The sequence below is a fragment of the Mesorhizobium sp. WSM4845 genome, assembly GCF_055811455.1.
Genome location: NZ_JBVVQA010000023.1, coordinates 26,890 through 39,657, shown reverse-complemented (window position 1 = coordinate 39,657; position 12,768 = coordinate 26,890). Strand labels below are relative to the sequence as shown.

The window sequence follows — 12,768 nt, the reverse complement described above, 5'->3', positions numbered from 1 at the left end:
TGCCGGGCATCTCCCCCTCAAGGGGGGAGATTGCGCCTTCGCGTCGCTCCGGCCTCAATCGCCGATGTTGAAGGACGAGGTGCGGCGTTGCGGTCAGCCAATCTCCCCCCTTGAGGGGGAGATGCCCGGCAGGACAGAGGGGGCGCCGTAGAGTGCAGGCCTCGCCTCACCCCGTCACCGGCGTCCACATCACATCCTCGACCCGCATCGCCCCCGTCGCCAGCATCACCAGCCGGTCGAAGCCGAGTGCGGCGCCGCTTGCCTGCGGCATGATGGCCAGTGCGGCGAGGAAATCCTCGTCGATCGGATAGCGTTCGCCGTAGATGCGCTGCTTCTCGTCCATTTCGAGGATGAAGCGCCGGCGCTGCTCGTCGGCGTCGGTCAGCTCGCCGAACGCATTGGCCAGCTCGACGCCGCAGCAATAGAGCTCGAAGCGCTCGGCGGTCCTCGGGTCATCGGCGCTCGGCCGGGCAAGGGCGGCCTCCGAGATCGGATAGCCGTAAAGAATGGTGGCGCGCCCCTGCCCCAGCGCCGGCTCGATCTTTTCCACCAGCACCCGACTGAACAGATCGGCCCAATTGTCGTCGGGCGCGGTGCGCAAGCCCGCCTGGACCAGAGCCGCATGCAGCGCCTCGCGATCGGTGCTGCCGTCGGCGGCGACCGTGACCAACAGATCGATACCGGCATAGCGGATAAAAGCCTCGGCGACGCTCAACCGTTCCGGCTCGGCGAACGGATCGGCCTCGCGGCCGCGAAAGGCGAAGCGTTTCGTGCCGGCGCGCTCGGCGGCCAGCGCGACAAGCCCGGCGCAATCCTGCATCAGGCTGTCGTAGGTCTCATCGGCCCGGTACCATTCGAGCATGGTGAAGGACGGATGGTGCAATGGGCCGCGCTCGCGGTTGCGATAGACGGCACTCAGGCTGAAGATGCGTTTCTCGCCGGCGGCGAGCAGCTTCTTGCAGGCGAATTCCGGCGAGGTGTGCAAATAGAGCGGCTGGTGCCGCCCATCTGGGCCGAGCGCCTCGGTGGCGAAGGCCGACAGATGCGCCTCGTTGCCGGGCGAGACCTGCAGCGCCGCGGTCTCGACTTCGACGAAGTCGCGGCGGGCAAACCAGTCGCGCACGGCCGCGGTGATGGCGTTGCGCAGGATCAACCGCGGCCGCCGGTCGGCGTGAACATCAGGCGTCCACCAGGGCGAGGCGGCAGTCATGGCGACAGGATTTGCATCGAGGACTGGCGATTGCCGCCAAGATGCGCTAGGCCGCACCGAACGGCTCCCGCAGTCGATTTGCGCCATTCGGCGCTCCCAGGCCAGTCAACGCTGTTAGGAATAAAGCCCGTGAAGGTCATCGCCAGTTCCCTACGCAAAGGCAATGTCGTCGAAAAGGACGGCAAGCTCTATGTGATCCTCTTTGCCGAAAACATCCATCCGGGCAAGGGCACGCCGGTGACCCAGCTCGACATGCGCCGCATCTCCGACGGGGTGAAGGTTTCGGAGCGCTACCGCACCACCGAGCAGGTCGAGCGCGCCTATGTCGAGGAGCGCGAGCATACCTTCCTCTACCACGACGCCGAAGGCTATCATTTCATGAACCCGGAAAGCTATGACCAGGTCGCGGTGCCGGAAAGCGTGGTCGGCGAGATGGCGCCCTATCTCAAGGAAGGCATGGCGGTGCAGATTTCACAGTACAACGGCATCGCCATCTCGCTGGTGCTGCCGCAGCGCGCCACCTTCGAGGTGGTCGAGACCGAGCCGGTGACCAAGGGCCAGACGGCGTCCTCATCCTACAAGCCGGCGACGCTGTCCAACGGCGTGCGCACGCTGGTTCCGCCGCACATCACCGCCGGCACCCGCGTGGTGGTGATGACGGCTGATGCCGCCTATGTGGAGCGCGCCAAGGACTGAGAGGCAGGATCATTTTTGTCGTCGCTGAAGGTGTCGCGCGCGATGAATGCCAGGGCGCAACTCACGCCGGTGCCGCCATGCGTGCCGTCTCCTTCACTGAACAGTGCAGATTCAGCCAAGGATGAAACCCGCCACCAGAACCGTAAGGATCATCGACAGCGGGACGGCAAGCAGGCAGCAGGCCTCCAAGGTGTTGATTTGCCAAGAGTTCATCGGGCGCTTCCCAGTTGCTTTCCTGTCTAAACGGTCAGACCGGGATGGCAGTTCCACGAAAAATCTCCCGCGTCATTCCGTGCCACGATCATGCCGATCGACACGAATCTCGGTCATCCAGCGGGCACGCGCCAGATGCGTCGCCCAGGCGCGGAATGCCCGTTCTGGCTCCTGCTCCGGGTCAATGTGCAGGACGGTGTGGGCGACCTCACGCCAATCGGCGCTGTCCGCCGAAGCATCGAGCAGCCGGATGTAAGTCAGCATGCAGTGCTCGTCATACGCGGTCAGCGCCGAAGACGTCGGCGCCGTATCTGCGAAATGAGCGTTTTGCGGCATCTTTGGCATTGTGATTTACCAGCAATGACGCAGCGTAACAGGCCGTCGGGAAACCCGCGCCCTTCAATTGGAGGACGCTGGCCAAAACGCATTGCCAAACGCCCCGTTTGCCCCTTCACCGCGGCCGCCGCATCAGCATCATGCCGTAATGCACCGCCAGCAAGTCCAGCCCGATTTTGAGCAGTTTCGACAGCACATCCCGCGGCTCGCCGGTCTGTTCGGCCAGGCTCTTCACCGTTTCGCCGGCGCAGCAGACTTTTTGCACCACGACCGACACCTCCCAATGCGCAAGCGCCCTGGTGGCGTCGGCATAGGCGCGGCCGGCGGACAGGATGCGGTCGGCAACGCCGCCGCCGATGCGTCCGCCGTCGACGCGCTCGATCAGCGCCATCGGCTTGACGCCGTCCTGTGCCGAGACGCGAAAATCCTCGCGGTAGCGCATGCCCGCCTCGCGCTGCTGGCGCGACAGCGAGGTGATGCCGGTCAGCGGGTCGACATTGCGCACCCGCACAATCCCGCCGGTCGCGGTGTGGCCGTTATTGGACACCTCATAGACGCGCCTCGCCTCCAGCGTGCCGGTCGCCAGCCGCTTGCGGCCAAAGGCATCATCCTTCAGCGCGAAATCATGACCGACCTGCTTGCGGATGCGCACCTGCTCGGCCTCGCCCGTGGGTAATTTGGGCGGTTTGGCCTTTTGGGCGGTCTTCTTGCTCATCTGTGGCTCCTCGTTTCATTGCTGTCTTCGCAGAACCTGGGCTCCTCCGCGCAGCGGGGGCGAGGAACTGGGCCGCCGTGCTTGGCGAGAAGACTCTCGACCGATGCCGCTCACGCTGCGTCCGCGAGAGCCGTACGGCGATGGTCGCAGAACCGCGCCGCGTGATAGGCGCAGTAGCTTTTCAGCGGCCGCGTGCGCAAGCCGCAGCACAGCATCGCCAGTGCCGGCCGGCTGCCGGGCGCGTCGTTTTCGGGATTTTGCTCGAGCGTCAGGTCGAGCGGTGCGCGGCAGCGGTTGAACAGGCAGTCGATGAAGCGCATGGCCGCGACATGCGGCTGGCGCCCGACGGCGGCAGCGGGGCGCGGCGACGGCAGCTTGAGGGCCTCGCCGTCGGGCCCTTGGATCTCGCGCACCAACGGGCGCTGCGGCAGCCAGACCGGCGGCGCCAGCCTGGCCGGCGTGCGGGCGATGCTTTGCAATTTTGTGTCGGTATAGGCGGGCATGATGTTCTTCCATCGAGATCGAAAGGGTTGCGTCGATGCCGAAGCTGCCCCCTCTCCCCGTTCACGGGGAGAGGGGGCCGGCAGGCAGGTGAGGGGCGGCGCGGCGTCGCCGATTACCTCTCCCAGGGGAAACCGCCCTGCCCGTGCGCCGGTCGAAGACGATGACCGTGCCGTCCTCGGTGCGGCTGCACGAAAGGCCCGCATTGCACGCGCCGAAATTCGGGGCCGGAGCCGTGAGGGGACGGCTCCGGCCGTTCCGGTCGCCGCCGCTGACGGCAGGGCCACCGGATCCGAGGCGCGAGCCTCGGGCTTCGTCCCGGCCGGGGAGGAGGACAGCCGGGACGGATGGGAAAGCGAGATGGAGCGTGGCTTGTGCATGGCTATATATAAGCATAACTCAAAAAATTATGCAAGTCATTCTTTCATGGACGAAACCGATTCTTATGTTTCAGATGGCGCCATGGCGAAAACCTCATTGTCGATCAAGGTCGGGACGGCGATCCGCAAGGCGCGCAAGCAGCGCGGCCTGGTGATGCGCCATATTGCCGAGCACAACGACACCGACGTCGCCGCTGTCGGCAATTGGGAAACCGGCCGCAACCTGCCGAAAACCGAGAACCTTTTGAAGACCGCCGCCTTCCTGCGCGTCGACCCGGTGGCGCTCGGCAAGGGCGAGGTCGTCTTCCTCGACGACGCCGACAATGTCGCCGACGCCGAGATCGTCACCGACGCCGCCCCCCTGCCCGCCGGCCCGATGGACATCGAGCTTCTGGGTGCCGCGGTCGGCGGCGACGACGGTGACTTCACCTTCAACGGCGAGGTCGCCGGCTATGTCCAGCGCCCGCCCGGCATCGCCCATCTGCGCAAGGTGTTCGCGCTGCACGTGCTCTCCGACTCGATGGTGCCGCGCTACGAGCCCGGCGAGATGCTCTATTGCGGCGGCCGCGACGCTGTGCCCGGCGACCACGTGGTGATCGAGATGTTTCCCGAGGAAAACGAGCGCAACGGCAAGGCCTTCATCAAAAAGCTGGTCAAGCGGACCGCCGCCGAGTTGGTCGTCGAGCAGTACAATCCGCCGAAGTCGCTGACCTTCAACCGCTACGCGATAAAACACGTCTGGCGCGTCATCCCGCTCAAGGAACTGCTGGGGTACTAGGGCGGCGGCGGAGCGCGCCCTTCTCCCCTTGTGGGAGAAGGTGGATCGGCGCGTAGCGCCGAGCCGGATGAGGGGTGCTGGACGGAATGAGGCATCGGCAATCCGTCGCCTTCGCTTCACTTCCCTGGAGCAAAGGCAGGCGTTGGCGATCCGTCCAACACCCCTCATCCGACCTCGCTTCGCGAGGCCACCTTCTCCCACAAGGGGAGAAGGAATCGCCACTCCCCATCAAGCCCGCCTGGATCTCTCCAGCGGAACCTCGCGCTCGCCAAGCATCCGCGCCTCGGCGCGGCGCTGCTGCCGCTCGTCGATGAACGCCGCCTGGATCGAGACGGCCGCGCCCGGCAGGCCATCGGCGCGACAGGCCGAGCAGCGAAGCCGCCCCGACAGCGCCGCCAGCGGCGTCTGCGCGATCACCCCGAATCGCCTCAGCTCCGCCGGCTTCCACCATCTGTTTCGACCGCAATCGATACACTCGACCGCGATCGAGACGACCTCGGCGATCGTTGCTTCCTTGCCCGGCAATGCCATCGTCCCTGATGCCTCAGTTCCTGTTTTGTTCACAACGTTAGGGGTTTTTCCCGAAGAGTCGAGTCGGTTCCGCTCAACCCATGAAAAAGTTTAACTTGTGCCATTTTTCGAGTTATGCTTCCATGTGATATCCCAGGTGAATGGGCGACGGGACCGGGTCTCCGTCGCGCCGCCGCCAGCCAAGGAGACGAAGATGGACGCCCTCTCCGCCCAGTTCGCCCGCGATTGCGGCTATACCAGCGACAGCCCGGCCATGCTCGCCGCCCTCGCGGCTATCCGCCTCGACGGCATAGGCCGGGCGCGCCTCGGCCATGGCCAGCGCAAGGCGCTGGTCGACCGGCTGAAGCTCGGCGAGGCCTTGTTCCTGGCGGCGATCCGCCCGGCGCAGTCGACTGAGGAGGCGCTCGAGGACGCCGCCCGCTTCATTGCCTGTTATCGCAATATGCCGCGCTGGCGCCAGGAAAGGCGCGGCGCCGATCTCGCCCGCGCCAGGCAGCAGCTTCTGCTGGCGCGCTTCTTCCGCCGCTACGGCCACCGCCTCTGGGCACGGCAGGCGGCGTAAGCTGGAGGTCCGCGAGGCCATCAACCGCGAATGCCTGGCGCCGGTCGCCCAACGCGACGCGCCTGTCGCGCATGGCTGGACCGCACTTGCCGTCGCCGACACCAGGCCGTATGTCTCCCCTCGATGAGCGAACTCGAGTTCCGTCGCGCACAAGCGCCCGATCTGCCGGCAATTGTCGCACTGCTCGCCGACGATGCGCTCGGCGCGAGCCGGGAGGACCCGTCGACGCCGCTTGCGCCGTCCTATTTCGATGCCTTCCGGGCAATCGATGCCGATCCCAACCAACTGCTGGCCGTGGCCGTGGAAGCCGGACAGGTGGTCGGAACCCTGCAGCTCAGCTTCATTCCAGGTATTTCCAGGAAAGGCGCCTGGCGCGGGCAGATCGAAAGCGTTCGCATCGCGCGGCAATGGCGGTCTCGCGGCATCGGCAAGCTGATGATCGAATGGGCGGTTGAAGAATGCCGTTCGCGCAACTGCAGCTTCGTTCAGCTCACGACCGACAAGAGCCGACGGAAGGCGCACGCTTTCTACGAGGGCCTCGGTTTCACCGCCAGCCATCTCGGCTACAAGATGGCGCTGTGGCGCTCGATCGGCTGATTGCCGAAGTCGGCGCCGCCCCTCATCCTCCTGCCGGCACCTTCTTCCCGTATAGTGACGGGGCGAAGGGGCTGGCCGCAGCGTCGGCACCCTTTTCTGCAACGCTGGTGATGGCGAAATCTTTTGCGAAGTGTCCCTTCTCCCCGTCTCGATACGGGGAGAAGTGCCCGGCAGGGCGATGAGGGGCAGCGCAAACCTGAAGCGATTACCCACCCCACGCTCCTTGACAATCGCCCTTTTTGTTCTCTTTATGTTCCACAAAACCCACCCTCAGGACAATGCGGCGTTCGAACCGCCGCGGGCGAACGGCCGGATGGAAGCCAACATCCTCCACGCTGATCTGGACGCCTTTTATGCCTCGGTCGAACAGTTGCTCGACCCCGCCCTGCGCGGCAAGCCGATCGCCGTCGGCGGCGGCGTCGTCTTGGCCGCGTCCTACGAGGCCAGGGCTTTTGGCGTGCGCGGCGGCATGCCGGGGCGGCGCGCGCGGGAACTCTGCCCCGGGCTGATTTTCGTCGGCGGCCATTTCAAGGATTATCAGCGGCTCGGCGATGCGGCTATTCAAGTGCTCGGCGATTTTACCCCGGTGGTCGAGCGGATTTCCATCGATGAGGCCTTTGCCGACGTCGCCGGCTGCACCCACCTGTTCGGCCCGCCGGCCGAGATCGCGACCACCATCCGCCGCCGCGTGCGGGCCGAGCTTGGCTTGCCGATCTCGGTCGGCGTGGCGCGCACCAAGCACCTGGCCAAGATCGCCTCGCAGGTGGCCAAGCCCGACGGGCTGGTAGTGGTCGATCCGCGCCACGAGCTGGAGTTCCTTCACGATCTGCCGGTCGAGCTGATGTGGGGCGTCGGTCCGGTCACCAGGGAGCGGCTGGCCGGCATTGGTGTGCGCACCATCGGCGAACTGGCGAAGACCAATGGTGGGTCGCTGGAGCGTCTGCTCGGCCCGGCGGCAGGTGAAAAACTCAACGCGCTGGCCTGGAACCGCGATCCGCGAAAACTCGAGACACAGCGCCGGGCACGATCGGCCGGCGCGCAATCGGCGCTCGGCAGGAAACCGGCCGAGGCAAAAATCTTCGTACCCACCCTGCTGCATCTGGCCGACAGGGTCGCCACCAGGCTGCGGGCGAAATCCCGGCCCGGCCGCACGGTGACGGTCCGCGTCCGCTTTGCCGATCTGCGCTCGGTGACGCGTTCGATCACGCTCGACCAGCCGATTTCGGCAACCGCGATGCTGGCCGAGATCGCCGAGGCGCTGGTGCGCAAGGTGCTTGTCGATCATCCGCACGAAAAGACCATTTCGCTGCTGGCGATCGCCGTATCGCATCTGGAGAAGCAGCCGGCCCTGCAGCTGGAACTGCCGCTCGGCCTCGACGACGACCGCCTCCGCCCCGGCACAAGGAAGGGTGCGGCGCGCTGGACCGCGGACCGCGCCATCGACAAGATCCGCGACCGCTTCGGCTGGGAGGCGGTCGGCTATGCCTCGGTCGCGCTCGGCCAATCGCGATCGGTCCCCGATGCGTTTCGCGAGCTGGCCGAAAAGGAATTGTAAGTAAGGGAAGGCAGTAGGCAGTAGGGGAGTAGGGGAATGGCCCCTGGAATGGCTTCCTCACCACTGCCCACTGCCCACTGCCTACTGCCTACTGCCCTACTCGCTTCCCAGCGGCGCCACGGCCGGTCCGTTCAAGGCCGTGCCATCGATTGCAAAATGCGAACCGTGGCAGGGGCAATCCCAGCAGCGCTCGAGCGAGTTCCAGTGGACGTGGCAGCCGACATGCGTGCATGCGGCCGAGCGCTTGTAGAGCGTGCCGTCGTCATCGCGAAATGCGGCGATCTTGCTGAACCCTTCGCGGACGATGGCCCCTTCTCCCGGTCGCAGCTTGTCGACGGAATCGATCTCGCCGGGCGCGATATATTCGGCAAAGCTCTTGATCGCCGTCGCATTCTCCGACAGGTAATCGCCGATCGCGCCTGCCGTCTTGCGCGACGGCTCGTAGAGTTCGCGCCAGGGACTTTCCTCCTTCAGAATCAGGTCCGAAATCAACAGGCCGGCGACGACGCCATGGGTAATGCCCTGGCCGGAATCCCCGGTCGCCACAAAGACGCGGCTGTCGCCAGGATTGCGGCCGATGAACCCCGCATAATCGACGGGCTCCATCACCTGCCCCGACCACCGGTTGGTCTCCACGCCGACATCGGGCACCAGCCTTTTGGTCCAGGCCGTCAGGGCCGCGAAACGGTCACCGGCATCATCGGCCTGTCCTGTCTTGTGGTCTTCACCTCCGACGATCAGGAAGTCGGTCCGACCGTCGCCAGGCTGAAGCCGAACGTAGTGATAAGGATCTTCAGTATCCCAATACAGCGCATCCGGTATGGTATCGCGCGCGATCTCGAACGACATCGCGTAGGTTCGATAGGGCGCTTGCTTGGTGTGAAGCGCGACCCGATCGTTGATCGGCGAGTTGGTGGCGACAACGGCCGATCTGGCAGACACGGTAGAGCCTGAAACCGTGGTTACACGCACGCCGCCATCAGTCTCCTCGACCTTTTCGACGATAGTATCAGCATAAAGCACGCCGCCGCGCGCGCGGATGGCCGCGGCCAGCCCGCGGAGATATTTGAGCGGGTGGAAGGTCGCCTGATTGGCGTATCGAAGGGCCTGCACATTCGAAAAGCCTGCAAATGGCACGCCCCTGGTCTTCTCGACCTCGACACCGATCTTCAGAGCGGCGTCCAGTTCGCGCGTGATATCGGATTCCTGGCTGCCGGAAGCCGGAAAGAGAAAGCCATCAAGGCGCCGGAAATCGCAAGCGATACGCTCGGTCTCCCGGATGGATTGGATACGGTCGATAGCGGCCGATTGGCTTTGGTAAAAAATCCGCGCCAGGTCCTCGCCGCGCAATTTGGTCAGCTCCGAAAAATAGTCGTCGCAGACAGATGACAGGTGCGCAGTGGTGCGAGCCGTCATGCCGCTTCCGATCCGGCCGCGATCGAGGACAGCCACCTTTTGCCCGGCGACGGCCAGTTCGTAGGCGACCGACAGTCCGGCAATCCCAGACCCGACGACCACGACATCGACCTGTTCGCTTTGCCCGAGCGGCACCGCATCGGGCACGACTTCGGTCGCCGCCCAGAGCGATACAGTCCTTTCATCGCTGACATTCATCGGCGGAGCCTCCCATCCACGATATTCGGTAACGGATTCGAGAATTCAAAGTTCCTCGACGCTTTGAATGCCGACAGAGGCGGCCCTGGTCGTCAGACCAAAAGCGTTGCGCTGCCCCAGGCGATCAGGGCGATGCCGGCTGCCCGGCCAACCCACGGGCCGGCAGGAAACAGTTTTTCCGCCAGCACCAGAATGGCGAGCGCGGCAACCCACACCAGATTCATGACGCCACCCACGAACAACAACGCCATCAGCATCCAGCAGCATCCGACACAAAACGCCCCGTGCAGTGCGCCGAGACGCAGCGCGCCAGTTGCGTGCGGACGCCAGTGGCGGGCAAGGAACGCCGTCGGTGCCCGGCAATGCGACAGGCAGGCGTTCTTGAAGGGCGAGAGCTGATACAGGCCCGCGCCGATCAGGACGATGGCTGAAAGCCAGCGGCTTTGCGAACTCATCATCGTCGCCGAAACGAAGGCTTCGCGTTCGAGCAGCCAATGCAATGCGGTTGCCGCGACGGAGAACCCCAGCCAGACCAGGAGGTAGCCTGCCATGAACACGCCGGTCGGCGCGAGCTTGTCCTGGATCTGACCCTGTGCCAGCGCATGGCGATGCACGCGCGCATAGAGCAGGATGGTTGGCGCCGCACTCGGCGACATCATGGCGACCATCATGACCCACCACATGGCGATCATCAGCGCCCAGTTCGCGGCCCCCCAGGCCCGCGGCTCCGTCGCCATCGCGCTCATGTCCATGCCGGACATATCCATGCCAGACATATCCATACCGGGCATATCGGATGTCATGTTCGGAGTTTGCAGGTGGGGGAATAGCGCGAGTCTCGACATCTCCCACGCATTCATGCCGAGCCCTGCGCCGGCGGCGATGTAAAGCCAAGCCAGCAGGCACAGCGCCACCACGCCCGCAATCGTGATGACGCGGTCGCGCCTGAGCAGCCGTTCCAGTGGCGACCCGCCGTTCATGCGCCGCGTCAGGCCCGCACCACCCCGTGATTGTTGAGATGCAGCCGCGCGAACTGGCCGTAACTGTCTTTAGTGGTCACCTGAACCGGCCCGCTGGTTGCGCTCGAGGCGCTGCCGATCTCGGCGACGGCATATTCGAAGCCGTTCGGCAACACGATTTGAGCCCGCGAGTCCGCGCCCGTCCCCTTGTTGCGGATCGGCTCGCCGACGGTTTCGATGTAGTCCTTGACGAAGATGCGGCCCCTGCGGCCGTCGATATTGAGGTCGAGATCGATCTTGGTGAAAACCGGCTCGTTCATTTTTGTCACGGTCGAGGCGTAGACGGCGAACATCGTCGCGAACGGGTCGGTGTCCTGGCCGGTCATGATGCGCAGCAGCGCGTTACGCTGCTGGTCGGTTGCCTTCTCGTCGACGAAAGCGATGGCTTCGCCGTTGCCCTCGTGGATTGCGCCGGGCCATTTGAAGATCGCGGCGATGCGCAGGCCGTCGAGAACGGTCTCGCCATGATGACCTTCATCGATCTGGATGCCGGCCACGGCATGGCAATGGCCCTTGTCGGGCAGCGCATTGAATTGACAGTTGCAGCCATATTCGCAGGTGCAATTGACGAGTTCGCGCCCCTTGATTTCCCAAGACGTCATGCTGTCCTCCCTGATCTCGAAATATTAGACGATCATCATACACTGGACTCTTCCCTCTCAAAGGCGCACCCTCAAAAAGGCGAAACCCAAGCGAGAGTTTCGTCCAAGGCTTCACATGTTTGAGATGCGCCGCTGATCGCTTGACCTGTCCGGATAATCTCCGGGTGGGGCAAACGTTCATTGCGCCTATCCGTGTTCAGGCTGCGGCCTAAGGCACGTGCAGCCTGTTTCCGGATCAACTGGGAGGAAACAACATGCCTGATCTTCAACGCAGAGAACTTCTTGTTCAGGGAAGTGCTGCCCTTGCCGCAATTGCTTCTCTCTATACCTCGCGTCGGGCTTACGCTTTTCCAACACGGGCGAGCGAGGAGGTTATTCGGTGGCTGGACCAGCCGACCGAAAATCCCGATCCGGTCGGCATCCAGAAGCAGCTTGTCTGGGAGGATCTGGATAGCTGGATAACGCCAAACGACAAGTTCTTCAGCATCTCGCATTTCAATCGACCAACGATCGACGAGAAGACATGGTCGATGGAGATCGGCGGCCTGGTCAAGAAGCCCTTGAAACTGACTCTCGCCGACATCAAGGCGCGGCCGCGCCAGGAGGTCGTTTTCACAGTGGAATGCTCGGGCAACCACGGTTTTCCGTTTTTCACCGGCGGCATCGGCAATGCCCGCTGGGCAGGGACGCCGCTCGCCCCGATCCTCGAGGAAGCCGGCGTTCTGGAAGATGGCATCGAGGTCGTCTTTTTCGGCACTGACACCGGCGAGGTCGCCATCCGCGACGTCAAGATGCAGCAGAACTTCGCGCGCAGCATGTCGCTTGCCGAAGCGACGAACCCAGACAATCTGCTCTGCTATGAAATGAACGGAGCCGCCTTGCCGGCGGCCAATGGTTTTCCGCTGCGGCTGATTGCTCCGGGCTGGTATGGCATCGCCAACGTCAAGTGGCTGGAGCGCATCGAAGTGCGCGACACCCGCTTCATGAGCCTTCTGATGGCCCGTGACTATGTCACCATCCGGGAGGAAGAGCGCAATGGCGAGACCGTGTGGACCGAGGACTCAGTCGGACGAGCGCTGATAAAGTCCGCGCCCGCGAAGGTCACCCGCAAGGACTCGGACTACCGCATCATTGGGGCAGCCTGGGGGGCACCGATCGATCGGGTCGAAGTGCAAATCGATCAAGCGCCATGGGCACAGGCGACCATCGACCGCAGCGAGGAGGCCGAACACGCCTGGAAGATCTGGTCCCTGGATTGGCCAAGTCCGTCGCCTGGAGAACACACGGTGACCTCGCGCGCGGTCAGCACCACGGGACAGGTTCAACCGGCAATGGACGATCCCTTGATTGCCAAGAAACACACATACTGGGAAAGCAATGGCCAGGTGACGCGCCGCGTGCGTGTCGTTTGATAGACGTTGCGGGAAGGTGAAGCAGGCAGCGCCTGATCGCAGACTGG

At 64.2% G+C, this 12,768-nt stretch carries 14 protein-coding genes; 6 read left to right on the top strand and 8 right to left on the bottom strand.

Translation table 11 applies throughout. From position 1 onward, the window contains the following. Window positions 1-166: 166 nt before the first annotated feature. Window positions 167-1,210, bottom strand: coding sequence for an EF-P lysine aminoacylase EpmA (gene epmA, locus AC0L2C_RS23585; RefSeq protein WP_128170727.1), 1,044 nt, complete (start codon window positions 1,208-1,210; stop codon window positions 167-169). 129 nt (window positions 1,211-1,339) lie between these two features. Between epmA and efp the strand changes: the two genes are divergently transcribed. After that, window positions 1,340-1,906 (top strand): elongation factor P, encoded by a 567-nt coding sequence (gene efp, locus AC0L2C_RS23580; RefSeq protein WP_023799066.1) that lies wholly within the window; start codon window positions 1,340-1,342, stop codon window positions 1,904-1,906. Between the two features lie 285 nt (window positions 1,907-2,191). Here the strand turns inward: efp and AC0L2C_RS23575 are convergent, their stop codons facing one another. From AC0L2C_RS23575 to AC0L2C_RS23565, 3 genes are all read right to left on the bottom strand, one after another. Beyond that, complete coding sequence (locus AC0L2C_RS23575) at window positions 2,192-2,464, bottom strand: DUF2285 domain-containing protein (protein ID WP_473524586.1); 273 nt, start codon at window positions 2,462-2,464, stop codon at window positions 2,192-2,194. A gap of 106 nt (window positions 2,465-2,570) precedes the next feature. Beyond that, entirely contained in the window at window positions 2,571-3,170 is a 600-nt protein-coding gene (locus tag AC0L2C_RS23570) for a DUF6456 domain-containing protein (protein ID WP_128246990.1), read from the bottom strand. 110 nt (window positions 3,171-3,280) lie between these two features. Continuing rightward, on the bottom strand, window positions 3,281-3,673 hold the full coding sequence (locus tag AC0L2C_RS23565; protein WP_051407815.1) for a hypothetical protein: 393 nt from the start codon (window positions 3,671-3,673) through the stop codon (window positions 3,281-3,283). A 460-nt stretch (window positions 3,674-4,133) separates the two neighbouring features. Here AC0L2C_RS23565 and AC0L2C_RS23560 point away from each other — a divergent pair, with 460 nt between their 5' ends. Then, window positions 4,134-4,829 (top strand): XRE family transcriptional regulator, encoded by a 696-nt coding sequence (locus tag AC0L2C_RS23560; RefSeq protein ID WP_287240786.1) that lies wholly within the window; start codon window positions 4,134-4,136, stop codon window positions 4,827-4,829. 228 nt (window positions 4,830-5,057) lie between these two features. Here the strand turns inward: AC0L2C_RS23560 and AC0L2C_RS23555 are convergent, their stop codons facing one another. Next, complete coding sequence (locus tag AC0L2C_RS23555) at window positions 5,058-5,360, bottom strand: hypothetical protein (RefSeq protein WP_473524585.1); 303 nt, start codon at window positions 5,358-5,360, stop codon at window positions 5,058-5,060. Window positions 5,361-5,553: 193 nt separating this feature from the next. Here AC0L2C_RS23555 and AC0L2C_RS23550 point away from each other — a divergent pair, with 193 nt between their 5' ends. From AC0L2C_RS23550 to dinB, 3 genes are all read left to right on the top strand, one after another. Next, window positions 5,554-5,922 carry a hypothetical protein gene (locus tag AC0L2C_RS23550; RefSeq protein WP_128246988.1) on the top strand — a complete coding sequence of 123 codons (369 nt, stop codon included), beginning with the start codon at window positions 5,554-5,556 and terminating at the stop codon, window positions 5,920-5,922. 123 nt (window positions 5,923-6,045) lie between these two features. After that, the gene (locus AC0L2C_RS23545; protein WP_023799074.1) at window positions 6,046-6,519 is read left to right on the top strand and encodes a GNAT family N-acetyltransferase; all 474 of its coding nucleotides are present in this window, start codon (window positions 6,046-6,048) and stop codon (window positions 6,517-6,519) included. 313 nt (window positions 6,520-6,832) lie between these two features. Next, entirely contained in the window at window positions 6,833-8,074 is a 1,242-nt protein-coding gene (gene dinB / locus AC0L2C_RS23540) for a DNA polymerase IV (protein ID WP_287230039.1), read from the top strand. 96 nt (window positions 8,075-8,170) lie between these two features. On the opposite strand, the gene AC0L2C_RS23535 is transcribed toward dinB, so the two are convergent. The 3 genes from AC0L2C_RS23535 to AC0L2C_RS23525 form a co-directional block, all read right to left on the bottom strand. After that, the gene (locus AC0L2C_RS23535; RefSeq protein ID WP_473524584.1) at window positions 8,171-9,688 is read right to left on the bottom strand and encodes an FAD-dependent oxidoreductase; all 1,518 of its coding nucleotides are present in this window, start codon (window positions 9,686-9,688) and stop codon (window positions 8,171-8,173) included. Between the two features lie 92 nt (window positions 9,689-9,780). Next, window positions 9,781-10,668 (bottom strand): DUF2182 domain-containing protein, encoded by an 888-nt coding sequence (locus tag AC0L2C_RS23530; protein ID WP_473524583.1) that lies wholly within the window; start codon window positions 10,666-10,668, stop codon window positions 9,781-9,783. An 8-nt stretch (window positions 10,669-10,676) separates the two neighbouring features. After that, complete coding sequence (locus AC0L2C_RS23525; protein WP_128170303.1) at window positions 10,677-11,309, bottom strand: DUF1326 domain-containing protein; 633 nt, start codon at window positions 11,307-11,309, stop codon at window positions 10,677-10,679. 254 nt (window positions 11,310-11,563) lie between these two features. Here AC0L2C_RS23525 and AC0L2C_RS23520 point away from each other — a divergent pair, with 254 nt between their 5' ends. Continuing rightward, window positions 11,564-12,721, top strand: a complete 1,158-nt coding sequence (locus AC0L2C_RS23520) for a sulfite oxidase (protein WP_473524582.1) — start codon at window positions 11,564-11,566, stop codon at window positions 12,719-12,721. The last annotated feature ends 47 nt before the right edge of the window (window positions 12,722-12,768 follow it).

Excerpts from the sequence above, each read along its gene's own strand:
- epmA (WP_128170727.1), bottom strand. The coding sequence starts at position 1,210 with ATGACTGCCGCCTCGCCCTGGTGGACGCCTGATGTTCACGCCGACCGG.
- AC0L2C_RS23555 (WP_473524585.1), bottom strand. The coding sequence starts at position 5,360 with ATGGCATTGCCGGGCAAGGAAGCAACGATCGCCGAGGTCGTCTCGATC.
- AC0L2C_RS23545 (WP_023799074.1), top strand. The coding sequence starts at position 6,046 with ATGAGCGAACTCGAGTTCCGTCGCGCACAAGCGCCCGATCTGCCGGCA.
- AC0L2C_RS23570 (WP_128246990.1), bottom strand. The coding sequence starts at position 3,170 with ATGAGCAAGAAGACCGCCCAAAAGGCCAAACCGCCCAAATTACCCACG.
- AC0L2C_RS23535 (WP_473524584.1), bottom strand. The coding sequence starts at position 9,688 with ATGAATGTCAGCGATGAAAGGACTGTATCGCTCTGGGCGGCGACCGAA.
- AC0L2C_RS23525 (WP_128170303.1), bottom strand. The coding sequence starts at position 11,309 with ATGACGTCTTGGGAAATCAAGGGGCGCGAACTCGTCAATTGCACCTGC.
- dinB (WP_287230039.1), top strand. The coding sequence starts at position 6,833 with ATGGAAGCCAACATCCTCCACGCTGATCTGGACGCCTTTTATGCCTCG.
- AC0L2C_RS23520 (WP_473524582.1), top strand. The coding sequence starts at position 11,564 with ATGCCTGATCTTCAACGCAGAGAACTTCTTGTTCAGGGAAGTGCTGCC.
- AC0L2C_RS23530 (WP_473524583.1), bottom strand. The coding sequence starts at position 10,668 with ATGAACGGCGGGTCGCCACTGGAACGGCTGCTCAGGCGCGACCGCGTC.
- AC0L2C_RS23560 (WP_287240786.1), top strand. The coding sequence starts at position 4,134 with ATGGCGAAAACCTCATTGTCGATCAAGGTCGGGACGGCGATCCGCAAG.
- AC0L2C_RS23565 (WP_051407815.1), bottom strand. The coding sequence starts at position 3,673 with ATGCCCGCCTATACCGACACAAAATTGCAAAGCATCGCCCGCACGCCG.
- AC0L2C_RS23575 (WP_473524586.1), bottom strand. The coding sequence starts at position 2,464 with ATGCCAAAGATGCCGCAAAACGCTCATTTCGCAGATACGGCGCCGACG.
- AC0L2C_RS23550 (WP_128246988.1), top strand. The coding sequence starts at position 5,554 with ATGGACGCCCTCTCCGCCCAGTTCGCCCGCGATTGCGGCTATACCAGC.